The 14,253-nt window shown below is 60.1% G+C and carries 10 protein-coding genes; 3 read left to right on the top strand and 7 right to left on the bottom strand.

The window, feature by feature from the left end:
- Window positions 1-3: 3 nt before the first annotated feature.
- The 5 genes from M3N55_RS14485 to pcaF form a co-directional block, all read right to left on the bottom strand.
- Complete coding sequence (locus M3N55_RS14485; protein WP_249060351.1) at window positions 4-2,079, bottom strand: acetate--CoA ligase family protein; 2,076 nt, start codon at window positions 2,077-2,079, stop codon at window positions 4-6.
- A complete protein-coding gene (locus M3N55_RS14480) occupies window positions 2,076-3,791 on the bottom strand; it encodes a 3-hydroxyacyl-CoA dehydrogenase NAD-binding domain-containing protein (RefSeq protein WP_249060348.1) in 1,716 nt (571 codons plus the stop codon). Before M3N55_RS14480 ends, M3N55_RS14485 begins: the two co-directional genes overlap by 4 nt.
- Entirely contained in the window at window positions 3,788-5,854 is a 2,067-nt protein-coding gene (locus M3N55_RS14475) for an acetate--CoA ligase family protein (protein WP_249060345.1), read from the bottom strand. The genes M3N55_RS14480 and M3N55_RS14475 overlap by 4 nt, the downstream gene beginning before the upstream one ends.
- Window positions 5,854-7,005, bottom strand: a complete 1,152-nt coding sequence (locus M3N55_RS14470) for an acyl-CoA dehydrogenase family protein (RefSeq protein ID WP_249060344.1) — start codon at window positions 7,003-7,005, stop codon at window positions 5,854-5,856. Before M3N55_RS14470 ends, M3N55_RS14475 begins: the two co-directional genes overlap by 1 nt.
- 143 nt (window positions 7,006-7,148) lie before the next feature.
- Complete coding sequence (gene pcaF / locus M3N55_RS14465) at window positions 7,149-8,351, bottom strand: 3-oxoadipyl-CoA thiolase (protein ID WP_249060342.1); 1,203 nt, start codon at window positions 8,349-8,351, stop codon at window positions 7,149-7,151.
- Between the two features lie 149 nt (window positions 8,352-8,500).
- Between pcaF and M3N55_RS14460 the strand changes: the two genes are divergently transcribed.
- Window positions 8,501-9,073, top strand: coding sequence for a carboxymuconolactone decarboxylase family protein (locus M3N55_RS14460; protein WP_249060340.1), 573 nt, complete (start codon window positions 8,501-8,503; stop codon window positions 9,071-9,073).
- Window positions 9,073-9,873 (top strand): SDR family NAD(P)-dependent oxidoreductase, encoded by an 801-nt coding sequence (locus M3N55_RS14455; protein ID WP_249060338.1) that lies wholly within the window; start codon window positions 9,073-9,075, stop codon window positions 9,871-9,873. Before M3N55_RS14460 ends, M3N55_RS14455 begins: the two co-directional genes overlap by 1 nt.
- 142 nt (window positions 9,874-10,015) lie before the next feature.
- On the opposite strand, the gene M3N55_RS14450 is transcribed toward M3N55_RS14455, so the two are convergent.
- Window positions 10,016-10,759 (bottom strand): hypothetical protein, encoded by a 744-nt coding sequence (locus M3N55_RS14450; protein ID WP_249060337.1) that lies wholly within the window; start codon window positions 10,757-10,759, stop codon window positions 10,016-10,018.
- 598 nt (window positions 10,760-11,357) lie between these two features.
- Between M3N55_RS14450 and M3N55_RS14445 the strand changes: the two genes are divergently transcribed.
- Window positions 11,358-13,505 (top strand): malate synthase G, encoded by a 2,148-nt coding sequence (locus M3N55_RS14445; protein ID WP_249060335.1) that lies wholly within the window; start codon window positions 11,358-11,360, stop codon window positions 13,503-13,505.
- 167 nt (window positions 13,506-13,672) lie between these two features.
- Here the strand turns inward: M3N55_RS14445 and M3N55_RS14440 are convergent, their stop codons facing one another.
- The gene (locus M3N55_RS14440; protein WP_249060332.1) at window positions 13,673-14,071 is read right to left on the bottom strand and encodes a pseudoazurin; all 399 of its coding nucleotides are present in this window, start codon (window positions 14,069-14,071) and stop codon (window positions 13,673-13,675) included.
- Between the last annotated feature and the right edge of the window lie 182 nt (window positions 14,072-14,253).

Here is a 14,253-nt window from a genome sequence, read left to right as displayed (position 1 = left end):
CGCTTAGTCTGTCAGAACTGCCAAACCGTCGGCGGCGATTACGCCTTCGGTCTTCTTGCGGACAAAAAGAGGATTGACCTCGGCTTCAAGCAACCTGTCGGCAAGAGCATGCCCCATGCGGGCGAAGCCTTCGATGGCGGCAACCAACGCATCAATGTCATGGGGTGGCGCGCCTCGATAGCCTTGCAGCAAGGGCATGATCCGTAACTCCGCGACCATTTCGCGGGCTTCGCCCTGGCGAAGCGGCAAAAGCCGCAGGCTGCTATCTCCCAGCAGTTCAGCCTGCACGCCACCTGCACCCAGCAAGATCATAAGCCCAAGCTGAGGGTCGCGACGCAGGCCAAGGATCATCTCGATCCCGCCACCGATCATCTCTTGGACAAGATAGCCTTCTGGCTCTGGCAGATCGCTGGACGCCAGCCCTTTGGCCATCTCGTCCATCGCTGCCCCGATACTGTCGGGGTCAAGACCCAGCCGCACACCGCCAATATCAGATTTATGCGCAATCTGCCGCGACAAGACTTTCAGCACCACCGGGCCGTTCAGCGCCCTCGCGGCGTCTTGCGCGTCTGTCACGGTCGTCACAATGCGCGTTTCAGGGCCGGATACCCCGAACAGATCGAACAGACCAAGCGCCTCTACCTCGTTCAGCGAACCGCGCAGGTTGGGCAGGGCCACCGCCGCCTCTGTTGTCAGAAGATCAGCCACAGGCGGTGCTTCGCGCACGGCCCCAAGCACCGTTGCGCAGGTTTCCGGCGCCGCAAAGGCCGGCACGCCTTTGCGGTTCAAAAGATCAACCAGATGCGGGGCATGCGGACTGACATAAGCGATCAGCGGCTTGTCGCTGCTTGCTGCGCCTTCAAGGATGGCCCCAACCGTGACATCCGGGCGGGCCAGCGCCGATGATCCAACCACGACCACTACCCCATCGACGTTGTCAGAAGCCAAAAGCGCCTTTGTCGCGGCCGTCATGATAGCCGGTTCGACGCCCGCCAGAGTAACATCTACCGGGTTGCTCGTCATCGGTTCGGATTGCCCAAGAAGATCGGCCAAAATACGGCCCGTCGGGGGCTCCAAATCGGGAAGGTTCAGGCCAAGCATCCCGCAACTGTCGGCCACAAGGCTGCCAGCGCCACCCGTAGAGGTCAGGATCGCGACGTTATTGCCCTGCATTTTGCGCCCGGATGCGAGCATTGCAGGCAGGTCAAGAAGATCGTTGAAACTTTGCGCGCGTATGGCCCCAACCTGCCGGAACAAAGCGTCATAGGCCCGGTCTTCACCCGCCAGAGCGCCAGTATGCGAAACCGCGGCACGGGCACCCGCACTCGAACGGCCAACTTTGTAGACGACAAGCGGCTTGCCCGCATCCCGCGCCTGAAGCGCAGCCGCACGGAATTTTCCAACGGACCGTATGCCTTCGATATAGGCTGCGATAACCGTCGTGTCCGGGTCGCGCGCATAGGCGTCGATCAGGTCGGCAAGATCCAGATCGGCCTCATTCCCGGTGGAGGCAAGTTTGCAAAACCCCACGCCCCGCGCAGCCCCGCGCGACAGAATCGCCCCAAGGATGCCACCGCTTTGCGACGCAACAGAGATACCGCCCCGCGGCACATCTTTCAGTTCCAGTGCGCCACTGGCCGACAAGACGATCCCGCGCGTCAGATCCATAGCGCCGATCGTATTAGGCCCAAGCAAACGCATATTGCCCGCAGCATCACGCAGGGCCTGCTGGCGTGCCAACCCGTCAGCGCCGCTTTCGCTATAACCACTGGCCAGAACGATGGCGACCTTGCAGCCTTTCGCAGCAAGATCGCGCACCGCAGCTTCAGCACGATCTGCGCCCAGCAAAACAATTGCTGCATCCGGCGCTTCGGGCAGCTCCGCAATCGAAGTGTAGCAGCGGTGCCCCTCAATCGTTTCGGCCCGTGGGTTGATCGGGTAGATGCGCCCGGAATACCCATGCTTCAGAAGGTAGTTCATCGGACGTCCGCCGGTTTTGGCCGGGTCCGCTGACGCGCCCACCACGGCAACGCTTTCGGGCGCCCAAAGCGCCTCCAGCGCGGTTGCAGCTTCGGTCATGCCTTGTCCTTTGCGTCAAGTTCCAGAACTCTGAAATCGCCGGTTTTGCGCCCCGGTCCTGCTGCCACAGCGAACGCGGCGCAGGCTGCACTCAGCGCATCCGCATCTTGCTGCCGCGCCCAATGAACGGGACCACCCCGCCAGCGCGGAAAGCCAAAGCCGTTGACCAGCACAACGTCGATATCCTCTGGCCTGATGGCGACACCTTCGGCAACGACCAACGCCGCTTCGTTCACAATAGCGGCCAAAGCGCGCGTCTGGATATCCTGTGCCGAAAACGGTGTCCGCATGATACCTTTTTCCTGAGAGACAGCACGGATCAGATCCTCGACCCACGGGTCGCGCGCCTTGGTGCCATCATCATAGCGATAATAGCCCGCACCGGTCTTTTGGCCGAAACGTCCCGCCTCGCAAAGCCGGTCGGGGATGTCCACATAGCGGTCAGCATCAGACCGCTGCGCCGCCGTCTGACGACGCATATGCCACGCAATATCCAGCCCGGACATATCGGCCACGGCACATGGCCCCATCGCAAAGCCAAACGCTTCAAGGGCCGCATCAATTTCATGTGGAAATGCGCCATCTTCCAGCATGAATTCGCAGGCCGCGCGATAGGCCGCATAAATCCGGTTGCCAATGAAGCCAAACGCATTGGCCGCTTCGACAGGCTGCTTGCCCAACATACGGGCCAGCGCAAAGCCCGTGGCCATAGCGCTGTCGCTGCTGGCGTTGCCGCGCACAACTTCGAGCAGTTTCATGACATGGGCAGGACTAAAGAAATGAAGGCCAATCACCCGGTCCGGTCGAGTGGTGGCCGCTGCCATCGCATCAATATCCAGATAGGAGGTGTTGCTGGCAAGGATTGCGTCAGACCCTAAAATGGCATCAAGACGACCAAAAAGATCCGCCTTCAAGTCCAGGTCTTCAAAGACCGCTTCGATCACCACATCGCAAGGCGCAAGCGCTTCAAGATTGGTTGCGCTGGTCAACCGGGCCTGCGCCTGACCAGCGGCTTCTGCCGTCATCTTGCCGCGCGTTACAGCCCTTTCAAGCGCCTGAACTATTCGGCGGCAGCCTTTTTCCAACGCATCTGCATTGGTGTCGATCAGGATCACCGGCTTGCCGGATTGCAAGATCGCCGTTGCGATCCCTGCACCCATGGTGCCGCTGCCAACAACACCCAACTGCGCGACATTGACCGGTTTCGCGCTGCGATCCGGGTTGCCCCGCGCGGCGGCGCGTTCTGCAAAAAAGATATGCCGCAGCGCCTTGGGTTTACCGACCAGCCGGGGCAGTTTTTGCGCGCCGCCCGCGCCGGGAATGATCCCAAGCGTCACCTCTGGCAGGCCGACCACCGTGCCGGGGGCCGCGATCCGGGCATCACAGCCAAGCGCAATTTCATATCCACCGCCCAGCGCGGCGCCATGCAGCGCCGCCACGAAAGGTTTGGTGGTAGATTCCAGTGCCGCGATCACCTGCGGGGTCTGCGGCGGATCAAGACGAAGATCGAACTCCTTCAGATCCGACCCGGCAATAAAGCTGTTACCATCCCCAATCAGCACCGCGCCGGTCAGTCGCGGGTTGGCTTCAACTTCGGCGATTGCCGCCAAAAGCGCCTTGCGGATATGATGCGACCCTGCATTCACTGGCGGATTACTGATAACCAGCACCGCGATATGATCGTCCCTTTGAACGAAGACCTGTCCCGTCATCCCGCTCTCGTGGAAATTAGCGCGTCTACTGCGACCACACCGTGCCCACGCGGCAGGACGATCACCGGGTTGATCTCTGCCTCGATGATATCGTGATCGAGTGCGAATTTCGACACGGCAACAACCGCTTGCGCCAACGCCTCCAGATCACCTTTCGGATGTCCTCGCGCGCCGTCAAGGATCTGCGTCAGCTTCAGCGAGTCGACCATGTGCCTAGCCGTGTCCAGGTCGACCGGCGCAAGGCGCATCACAACGTCGCGATAAATCTCTGTGAAAACGCCGCCCGCAGCCAACACGACAATCGGACCCACATCCGGGTCATGGCGCATCCCGATCAGGACTTCGCCCACACCCTTGCGCATCTGCTGAACCAACACGCGCGTGACCTGACGCCCGTCCAATTCGCGCGGCACGTTCTCGCAAATTTCAGTGACCGCTTGCGCCAATGCGTCGGGGCCATCTATCCCGATAACCACACCACCCGCATCGCTTTTGTGCAAGATCGCCACGTCCAGAACCTTGGCCACGACCGGATACGGAAACGACAGGTCAGGCAGCGGCGCGGTAACATCCATAGCAAGCCAATCTGCCACCGGCACATCACGCAGCCGTTGATAGGCCTCTGCCTCGTCCAGATACCGCGCAGAACCATCGGCGCAGCGCATAACAGACGCGGGCAGGTTCGGGACAAGACGGTGAAGCGCCGCAGCCACGGCATCCGCGCAGGTTTCAGGGTCTTCGAACACCGGCACATCCGCGCGCGCCAGCCGCTGAACCGCGCCGGGTGCATCGGGCACCAGAAAGACCGCGAACGGGTGGCCGGGCAGGTCGATCAGATCAAGCGCCGGCTGAACCGCAAGGTCAGGATTGAACCTGGCCGAAGAACCAACGCAGACCAGCACCAGGTCAAACTCGGGGGCAGCGCGCAACACCTCTATCGCGCCCCGCATGACATCATAGCGCGTGCCTGCCAATGTCAGGTCAAGGATGCGCGTGTCGCCTGCATCAATGCCCAGATCGGCAAGCCGCGCGCGTGTTTCGATAGACGGTGCGGTGATTTCGACGCCGTGAACCGCAAGCTGATCGACCGCCATCGCGGCCCCGCCGCCTGTTGTCGTTACAACACCGACGCGCCCCCGACGCGGGGTCGTTACCGGCGCGACCCGACGCAGCAATGGCGCGACCTCCAGAAGCGCTTCGAAGGCCGTGACCCGCGCAATACCGCAGGCGCGCAGGAATTCGTCCGCAACCTCATCCGCCCCGGCAAGTGACCCCGTGTGCGACTGCGCAAGCTCAGCCGCTTCCTCGGATCTTCCCAGTTTGAAGGCGGCGACGGGTTTGCCCCGGCGTGCAGCCTCTTGGGCAAAGGCTCGTAACCTGTCCGCGTGGCCCATATGTTCCAGAAACAGCAAAAACCCCGTTACATTGGGGTCGTCCAGCGCCGCCATGCAGACATCCCCGATGGACAGGTCGCGCTCTCCGCCGACAGAGACAAGCCCGGCGAAGCCAAGTCCCTTGCGTTTGCCGCGCGACATCAGTGCGCCGATCAGACTGCCGCTATGCGAGGCCACAAAGAGCCCCCCCTTCGGCAGTTCGGGTTCGGCAAAGGCCGCGTTCGCGGTCAGTGTCATGCCATGACGCAGGTTGGCCAACCCGATAGAGGATGGCCCCAGAACGCGTAGCTTTCCGCGCGCGATCAAGGCATCGATGCGTGCAAGGTTGGCATTGCCTGTGGCGCCGGCCTCGGCAAAGCCTGTCGCCAGGACGGTTGCGACCGGAACCCCCAACGCCTCACATTCTTCCAGCGCGTCCAGCGCGCGATCCGCGCCGGTCAGGATGAAAGCATGATCCGGCACATGCGGCAGGTCCGAAAGGGTCGCATAAGCTGTTTCGCCCTGCACCGTGGCCCGCGTGGGGTTTACGGCGAAGATATCACCTGCAAAGCCAGCCGCGCGCAGAAATTTTAGCGGGCGACCCGAGGTCTTTGCGGGATCATCAGAGACCCCCACCAAAGCAACGCTGTCCGGATGCAGCAGCGCCTTTTGCCAATTGCTGCCACCCATCACGAAGGTCGCTGGCTGAAACGGCGCTCAAAGACCTGCTCAGCAATGCGGTTCTTGAGCATTTCGATGGACCCCCCCGCGATCTGCCAGCCGCGCGTGCGCTTGACGCAGTATTCCACAAGGCTTTCGGTCGAATAGCCATAAGCACCCATCGCCTGCATCGCGGCATTGGCGACCTCGAACCCTGCTTCGTTGCAGGCCAGTTTGGCGACAGCTGTGTCGAAAGCGGTAGGAAGCCCGCTTTCATCAGCCTGAGAGGCCGCGCGATACAACAAGGTCTGCGCGCCTTCCAGCTTCACGATCATTTCGGCAAAACTCCATTGCAGTCCTTGAAACTCGCATAAGGGGCGGCCGAATTGCGTGCGTTCGGTCACATGTTGCCGCGCCACCTCATAGGCGTGCCGACCAAGGGCCAGCGCCCGAGATGCATTGCCGATGCGTTCGACGTTGAAGCCAGAAATCTGTTTCTTGAAACCGCTGGGGCCAAGCAGAACATTCGCGGCGGGGATGCGACAATCCTGGAAATACAGCGGACACCATTCTTCCCCGCTCATGAATGGTGTTGGCTGCCCGACAGTGAACCCCGGTGTGCCACGCTCCACAAGCACCGAACCGATCCCGTCCAGCCCCGGCCCGAACCGCACATAAATCAAAAACAGGTCCGCATGAGGGCTATGGGTGGAAAACACCTTAGACCCGTTCAGAACGTAATCCGTGCCGTCTTCGCGCGCGCTGGTCTGTAACTCTGTCACCGCAGAACCGGCATCCGGTTCGCTCATTCCCAACGAGATCAGCTTTTTCCCGGACAGAAGATCGGGCAGCCAGCGGTCCTTTTGCTCCTCCGAGGCGAATTCCACAAAGGTTCTGATTGGCCCGAAATTTCCCGCCTGCGCAATATCCGCGCTTTTAGGGCAGACCATTGCCAGTTCCTGAATCGTAATGACCGCATCCATCAACGTTCCACCAAGGCCACCGTCTTCGGACCGCATCGTGATGCCAAGCATCCCCATGTCCGACAATTTCGCCGCAATGTCCCACGGATATTCGCGCGAATGGGCACGCGCCAAAGCGCCCTCTGCCAGTTCACCTTCGGCAAAGCGCCGCACGGCATGGGCCAGTTCTGTCTGTTCAGGGGAAAGCCCGGATATCACGTGATCTGCTCCTTTATTGTCGCGGGCGTCCAAAGGTGTCCGCCCGCTGCACCTGCATTATCGCGGCAAAGCTTGGGCTGCGAAAAGTGAGGGGATGTGGTGATTGCATAACTTTAAGTAAGGCTTGATTGGAGGCGGACCTGTCAGACCCGCTCCAGCGCGAGGGCGATCCCTTGCCCCACACCAATACACATGGTGGCCAGCGCGCGCCGCCCACCTGTCACCGCAAGTTCCAGCGCGGCGGTGCCTGCCAGCCGCGCGCCCGACATGCCCAAGGGGTGGCCAAGCGCAATCGCGCCGCCGTTGCGATTAACCCGGTCATCATCATCCGCGACGCCAAGTCGGCGCAGGGTGGCAAGACCTTGGCTGGCGAAGGCCTCGTTCAATTCGATCACGTCAAAATCGCTGGCACAAAGCCCAAGCCGCGCCATCAGTTTTTCGGACGCAGGCGCAGGACCGATCCCCATGATGCGGGGCGGAACACCCGCCGTCGCACCGCCCAATATTCGTGCGATGGGGGTTAATCCATGGCGCAGCGCGGCCTTTTCTGACGCGATAATCAGCGCCGCCGCGCCATCATTGACGCCAGAGGCATTGCCTGCGGTCACAGATCCGCCTGCGCGAAATGGTGCCTTCAGCGCCGCCAATGCTTCGGCGGTGGTGTGCGGGCGGGGGTGCTCGTCTGTGTCCACAATCCGCGGATCACCCCGGCGCTGCGGAATGCTGACAGGTGTGATTTCTTGCGCCATCCGGCCACTTTGCAGCGCGACCGCAGCGCGGGCCTGCGAGCGAAGCGCGAAGGCATCCTGATCCGCGCGCGAAATATCGAAATCCTCGGCAACATTCTCAGCCGTCTCGGGCATTGAGTGCACACCGTATTGCGCCTTTAGCACCGGGTTTACGAAACGCCAGCCTATCGTTGTGTCATGGATTTCAGCGCTGCGCGAAAAGGGCGTTTCGGCCTTTGGCATCACAAACGGCGCGCGCGACATGGATTCGACGCCACCCGCCAGAACCATGTCCATCTCGCCGGCGCGAATGGCGCGGGCTGCGGTCATCACCGCGTCCATGCCTGACCCGCAAAGACGGTTGATGGTGGTGCCCGGCACGGTGTCGGGCAGCCCAGCCAGAAGGGCCGACATGCGTGCAACATTGCGGTTATCTTCGCCCGCTTGGTTGGCACATCCAAGGATTACCTCGTCCAGCGCGGCCCAGTCGATGTCATGACGCGCGATCAGTGCCCGGATCGGCACAGCACCAAGGTCATCGGCTCTGACAGAAGACAGGGCGCCACCGTAGCGCCCGATGGGTGTGCGCGTGTAATCGCAGATGAAAGCATCGGTCATTGCAAGTCGTTCCACTTTTGTTGCCGTCCCGAACCTGCGCCAAACACCTGCCCGTCGCAACGGACGACCACTTCGGGCAGCCCGACCGTTGATCTGGTTTCGACAGCCGTAAAGATTGTCATACTCCTAAAAAGCAGAAAGAGGATCAGATGACACAAGACCAACACCGACCGCCGCAGCGTCTTGGGCCGCCCGACCCGACGCAGTATTCCCCGCGCCAGCAAGAGATCCATGAGGCCATCGCATCTGGCCCGCGGGGCGGTGTGCGCGGACCTTTGGCGATCTGGCTACACCGCCCCGAATTGGCCGCCCGCGCACAAGAGCTTGGGCGCTACTGCCGCTATGACACGTCGCTTGATCCGCGATTGAGCGAGTTGGCAATCCTGACAATGGCGCGCCACTGGTCGGCGGAATTCGAATGGTTCGCGCATAAACCAGAAGCGCTGAAAGCCGGCCTGTCCCCGGAGCTGGTGGAAGCGATCCGCACGCGGGCCGCCCCACCCTACGCCGATGACGAGGAGCGCATCGTGCACGCTGTGGCGATTGCAATTCTTGAAACCCGCGCCGTCCCGGACCCGCTTTATACAGAGGCAGTCCGGGTTCTTGGGTCCGACAGGCTGGTCGATCTGGTGGGTGTATTGGGGTATTATTCGTTGATATCCATGACGCTGAATGTCTTCCGCGTGTCTGCGCCCGACGGCAACCCGCCGGAGCTATCGTGATGACGGGGCGGCTTGATGGAAAAATCGCCATTGTGTGTGGCGCGGGCTGCGTCGGGCCGGGCTGGGGGAATGGGCGCGCCATAGCGGTCCGCTTCGCAGAGGAAGGCGCCAAGGTCTTCGCTGTCGATTTGCGCGCCGACACGATGGAGGAAACGGTGGCGCGCGTCCGCGACTTGGGCGGCGAAATCGAAACCCATCTGTGCGACGTCACCGACCAAGCATCGGTCAAAGACATGGTCGCGGCCTGCATGGACCGCTTTGGGACGGTAGACATCCTTGTGAACAATGTTGGCGGCTCTGCCCGCGGTGGCCCCGCCGAGATGGACGCGCAAACGTGGCGCAGACAAGTGGATTCCAACCTGACATCGGTTTACCTGACCTGCCAAACGGTCTTGCCGATCATGGCAGAGCGGGGGCGCGGTGCGGTGGTGAATATCGCCTCGGTTTCCGGGCTGCGTTGGACGGGTGCGGCGCAATGCGCCTATGCTGCGGCCAAGGCGGGCGTGATCCAGTTCAGCCGCGTTGTCGGTGTTGAATATGCGCCCAAAGGCGTGCGCGTGAACACCGTAATCCCCGGACAGTTACACACGCCGCTTGTGGAAACCCGGCTGGCCGAGCAACGCATGGGTGGGGATGTCGACGCGCTTCTGGCATCGCGGGTCAAGCGCATCCCGCTGGGCTGGATGGGCGACGGACGCGACACGGCCAATGCTGCGTTGTTCTTGGTATCGGACGAGGCGAGGTTCGTCACCGCTACCGAGCTTGTCGTAGACGGAGGTATGAGCGCGCGCTGCGATTAACGTGTGAACTCGCTGCGGGCCGCGCTTACCCCTCAAGAGGCTTAATTATCGGTGCAGGGCGCGTTCTGCGCAAAGGCCACATGGAACCGGCCCACGCGCGCCCCGATCATCCTGAAACGCGCCCTTGCTTTGGCAAGGGGGATCATAGGGCCGCGATATCGTAGCCAATCGCTTTTTCCAGCTTGGGGTCCAACTGCGCCCGTATAAAATCCATGTTATGTGGCAACCGTTCTTGCGCATGTGCGCGCCGCGCCTCGATTTCTTGTCTGATCTTGAAAATGTAGTCTGGCTTTTTGAACGGGCGTTTTGCCGACAGGTCAAATTCTTCTGCAACACGCTTGGCACAAACTTTCGGATCATGCTGAAACGCTTCGTGACGTATGACCACGCTATTGACCCCGCGGTTCAACAACCCGAGCCAACTCCGGGTTTTGAGTGTCCGCATCTCGAATATGGTCTGGTAGGGGCGGCCCTCTATGGGGTGGCGGTCTGGTTGCAAAACCTGGTCAAGATGCAGCTCACGCTCCAACCCATGCGGGCGCGGTGCGTTCATCACAGACAACCACGGAGAACGTATGAATTCATCGAAGTCGAGAGATCGGAGCCTGTCGCAGGCATGGTAAGGTTTCGCATACATGCTGACGCACCAGTCAAGGGCATTTCGCAGGGATACAACGAACAACGTTCGTTTGCTTGCAGACAGGAAGGACGGTGCACCATGTTTCCAACCATAGGCTTTTGTTGGCCGCAGACCGTAGACGTCGCGTATCACCTTTTTGGTAACATTTGTGCCAGACGAGCGTTCACCATAAACAACAAAATCTTCGATGGACGCCGATGTTGCACGATGACACACAAGGCCGTCAGGTCCAAGGCAGACTGTCATCCGAAATCTCCAAGCTAAATTAATAAAATATATAGGAATTAGAGTAGGGGCGGCATCTGCAAAAGTCAAAATGCAACGTTCATCAACCAGACCCAACTGCCGCAGGATTGAGGCCCTAGCCCAATGGTCATGCGCCTCATGTGAAGAAGAAAGCCAAGACGCATTGTGTCGCCCATCGGCTGATGGCCGTTCCCGGTGTTGGCGCAGTCGTCGCGTGAAATTTTATTGCGCGGCTCGATGACCCTTCGAAGTTTCGGCAAGCTTAGAACGGAGAGACTTTCTGGGCTTCACGCCTGCAAGGCCTCAATAAGGAGAAATGAATTGGTCCGACCGCCTCTTGGAATGCGGCCATGAAACCTTACGGCGCCTGGTGTTCAAGGCAGCAGTTGTCACCGCTCGTAAACTTGCGCAACACTGCATATCCATCCCCGTGCTGACAGAATTGCCCGCTCTGAGTTGCCAGGTGAATGAAAAGCGGAACGAATACTGGTAAGATAGTTTGACCAATTCTGTTGCCGACAGGCCGCTATGGCGATAGTAGTCTGGCGACCTATACACATTGACAAGCCTGTGCAGAATGAAAGCAAAGGAACGCGACATGGTGCAACGTATTGAAAAGCACGGCCTTCAAGTAGCAGAGGAACTGGCAAGATTTGTAGATGCCGAAGCGCTGCCCGGCACAGGTGTGTCCAGCGACGACTTCTGGGCCGGTTTTGCCACCTTGGTTGCCGACATGTCGCCAACCAACAAAGCCCTGCTTGCGACGCGACAGGATTTGCAAAGCCAACTGGACGCATGGCATGTGCGGCACCGCAATCAACCGCATGATCATGGAGCCTATAAGGCATTTCTACAAGAAATCGGCTATCTGGTGCCAGAAGGCCCGGATTTCGAGATCGAAACCAGCAATGTCGATCCAGAGATCGCCTCTACGCCCGGGCCTCAGCTTGTCGTTCCGATCACGAACGCGCGCTACGCATTGAACGCGGTCAATGCGCGTTGGGGCAGCCTGTATGATTGCCTGTATGGCACCGATGCAATGGGCACCACACCACCCAAGGGTGCTTATGATCGCGGGCATGGAGCGCGGGTTGTGGCACGCGCGCGGGTGTTCCTGGACGAAGCGTTCCCGCTGGTCGGGGCCAGCCACGCGGATGTCCGGCGGTATCATGTGCAGGATGGTGCATTGTTGGTCGATGGCTGCCCGTTGGTCGACCCGTCCAAATTTGTCGGCTACCGGGGCAACCCAAAGGCTCCTGACGCGGTCTTGCTGCGCAACAATGGCCTGCATGTCGAGTTGATCTTTGATCGCGCGCATTTCATTGGGTGCCGCGATCAGGCGCTGCTGGCCGATGTGCAGATTGAAAGCGCCGTGTCCGCCATCATGGATTGTGAAGATTCAGTCGCCTGTGTTGATGCAGAGGATAAGGTGCTGGCCTATTCCAATTGGCTGGGCCTGATGAAAGGTGATCTTTCGATCGGTTTTGACAAGGGTGGCAAGACAGTCACGCGCCGGATGGCAGCAGACCGTCACTATACCGCGCCCGATGGCAGCGATCTGACCCTGAAGGGCCGCGCGCTTATGTGGGTGCGCAATGTGGGCCACCTTATGACCAACCCCGCCATTCTGGACGCTGACGGCCATGACATTCCCGAAGGGTTGATGGATGCCATGATCACCACCATGATCGGCATGCATGACCTGAAGCGCGACAGCGGCAATTCGGTGCACGGTTCGATCTACATCGTGAAACCAAAGATGCACGGGCCAGAGGAGGTCGCCTTCGCGGATGATATATTCAACCGGGTGGAAGCTGTCCTTGGCTTGCCGCAATACACGGTCAAGATCGGAGTGATGGACGAAGAGCGCCGCACATCGGTGAACCTGAAAGCCTGCATTCGCGCAGCCAAGCATCGTGTGGCGTTCATCAACACGGGCTTTCTGGATCGCACCGGCGACGAAATCCACACCAGCATGGAAGCTGGCCCGTTCAGCCGCAAGGATTTCATAAAGCGCAAGGCCTGGATTGGCGGGTATGAGAACCAGAATGTCGATATCGGCTTGGAATGCGGGCTGTCTGGCCGCGCGCAGATCGGCAAGGGCATGTGGGCCATGCCAGACCTGATGGCCGCCATGTTGGAACAAAAGATCGAGCATCCCAAATCCGGGGCGAATTGCGCCTGGGTGCCGTCACCCACGGCGGCGACGCTACATGCATTGCATTACCACAAGGTCGACGTGTTCGCGGTGCAGCGCAAACTGAAGGCGGGTGGCCGCCGCGCTTTTGTCGATACGCTGCTGGATATTCCCATTGCCAATTTTCAGAAATGGTCGAAAGACCAGATCGCGAAAGAGGTCGAAAACAATGCCCAAGGCATTCTTGGCTATGTCGTGCGCTGGGTGGACCAAGGCGTGGGCTGTTCCAAAGTGCCCGACATCAACGATGTGGGCCTGATGGAAGACCGCGCAACCTGCCGGATCAGTTCGCAGCACATTGCCAATTGGCTGCATCACGGTGTTGTCACCAAGGCCGAGGTCATGGCGGCCATGCAGAAAATGGCCGTGGTTGTCGACCGGCAAAACGCGGATGACCCAAGCTATCGCCCGATGGCTCCAGGGTTTGACGGGGTCGCATTTCAGGCGGCCTGCGATCTTGTATTCGAAGGCTGCGAACAGCCTTCCGGCTACACGGAACCTGTCCTGCACCGCCGTCGATTGCAGCTCAAAGCCATGCAGGCAGTTTGAACTGCAAGCTGGCCAAGCTTGGCTGAACTTTCGTTGAACCGCGTGCGCGAGCATTCGCAAGGCTTTGGCGAAAGGCCATCAAGACGGGCACACACTCTTGTCGGGCGTGGTGCCGGGTGTCGAGGCGGTTATTTACCACCCCGGCACCCGGCTTATGGCAGGGGCAATCAGGCCAGCCCTTCGTCGGTTGCGATCGCGTCAATCTCTGCCAGGTATTCTGCGACCCTGCGTGAGGTGTCGCGCCCACGCAGGGACCCGGCAGCCTCGCGCACCGCATCAAGGTTCGTGGTAAAATCACCGACCAGGATGAAACCAATCATACCCATGGTCTGGTGCGGCTGGCACAGATAGCCGTAGGTTCCTTCCGCGCTTAGTGTAATCTCGATTTCCTCGTTGATTCGTCCGCGGAAGTCTTCTGCCCCGTCCGGCGTCATCCCGTCTATGGATTGGGCGTTGTGACCCCGGTCGCTTGCCACAAATTTAACGGTGTCGCCAAGCTGCGCCCGCAGCACGCCGGGCTTGAACAGCATCCGCTGTTGGCGGTCATCCGGGTCAACGTTCAGCATTTCGACCTGATGCGTCGCGTCTTGTGCGGTTGCTGTTGATTGTCACTGAGAACTGACCCGGCAACAGCAGAAATTGTCATTGAGAATTGACCCATGTGCAACCTTGCCCCTGCGCAAAGCAGTCGGGGGCGTCAGGAGTGATAGACATGGGATTTTTGAGGATTATTCGGAAGTGGGCGTTG

The organism is Roseinatronobacter domitianus, from assembly GCF_023336755.1.
Taxonomy (GTDB): domain Bacteria; phylum Pseudomonadota; class Alphaproteobacteria; order Rhodobacterales; family Rhodobacteraceae; genus Roseinatronobacter; species Roseinatronobacter domitianus.
The sequence above is the reverse complement of the archived record's forward strand: the minus strand, read 5'-3'. Positions and strand labels throughout refer to the sequence as shown.

Bases quoted from the DNA above. Each gene is read 5' to 3' on its own strand.
- M3N55_RS14485 (WP_249060351.1), bottom strand. From the start codon at position 2,079: ATGACCGAAGCTGCAACCGCGCTGGAGGCGCTTTGGGCGCCCGAAAGC.
- M3N55_RS14480 (WP_249060348.1), bottom strand. From the start codon at position 3,791: ATGACGGGACAGGTCTTCGTTCAAAGGGACGATCATATCGCGGTGCTG.
- M3N55_RS14475 (WP_249060345.1), bottom strand. From the start codon at position 5,854: ATGGGTGGCAGCAATTGGCAAAAGGCGCTGCTGCATCCGGACAGCGTT.
- pcaF (WP_249060342.1), bottom strand. From the start codon at position 8,351: ATGACCGATGCTTTCATCTGCGATTACACGCGCACACCCATCGGGCGC.
- M3N55_RS14460 (WP_249060340.1), top strand. From the start codon at position 8,501: ATGACACAAGACCAACACCGACCGCCGCAGCGTCTTGGGCCGCCCGAC.
- M3N55_RS14455 (WP_249060338.1), top strand. From the start codon at position 9,073: ATGACGGGGCGGCTTGATGGAAAAATCGCCATTGTGTGTGGCGCGGGC.
- M3N55_RS14450 (WP_249060337.1), bottom strand. From the start codon at position 10,759: ATGACAGTCTGCCTTGGACCTGACGGCCTTGTGTGTCATCGTGCAACA.
- M3N55_RS14445 (WP_249060335.1), top strand. From the start codon at position 11,358: ATGGTGCAACGTATTGAAAAGCACGGCCTTCAAGTAGCAGAGGAACTG.
- M3N55_RS14440 (WP_249060332.1), bottom strand. From the start codon at position 14,071: ATGCTGAACGTTGACCCGGATGACCGCCAACAGCGGATGCTGTTCAAG.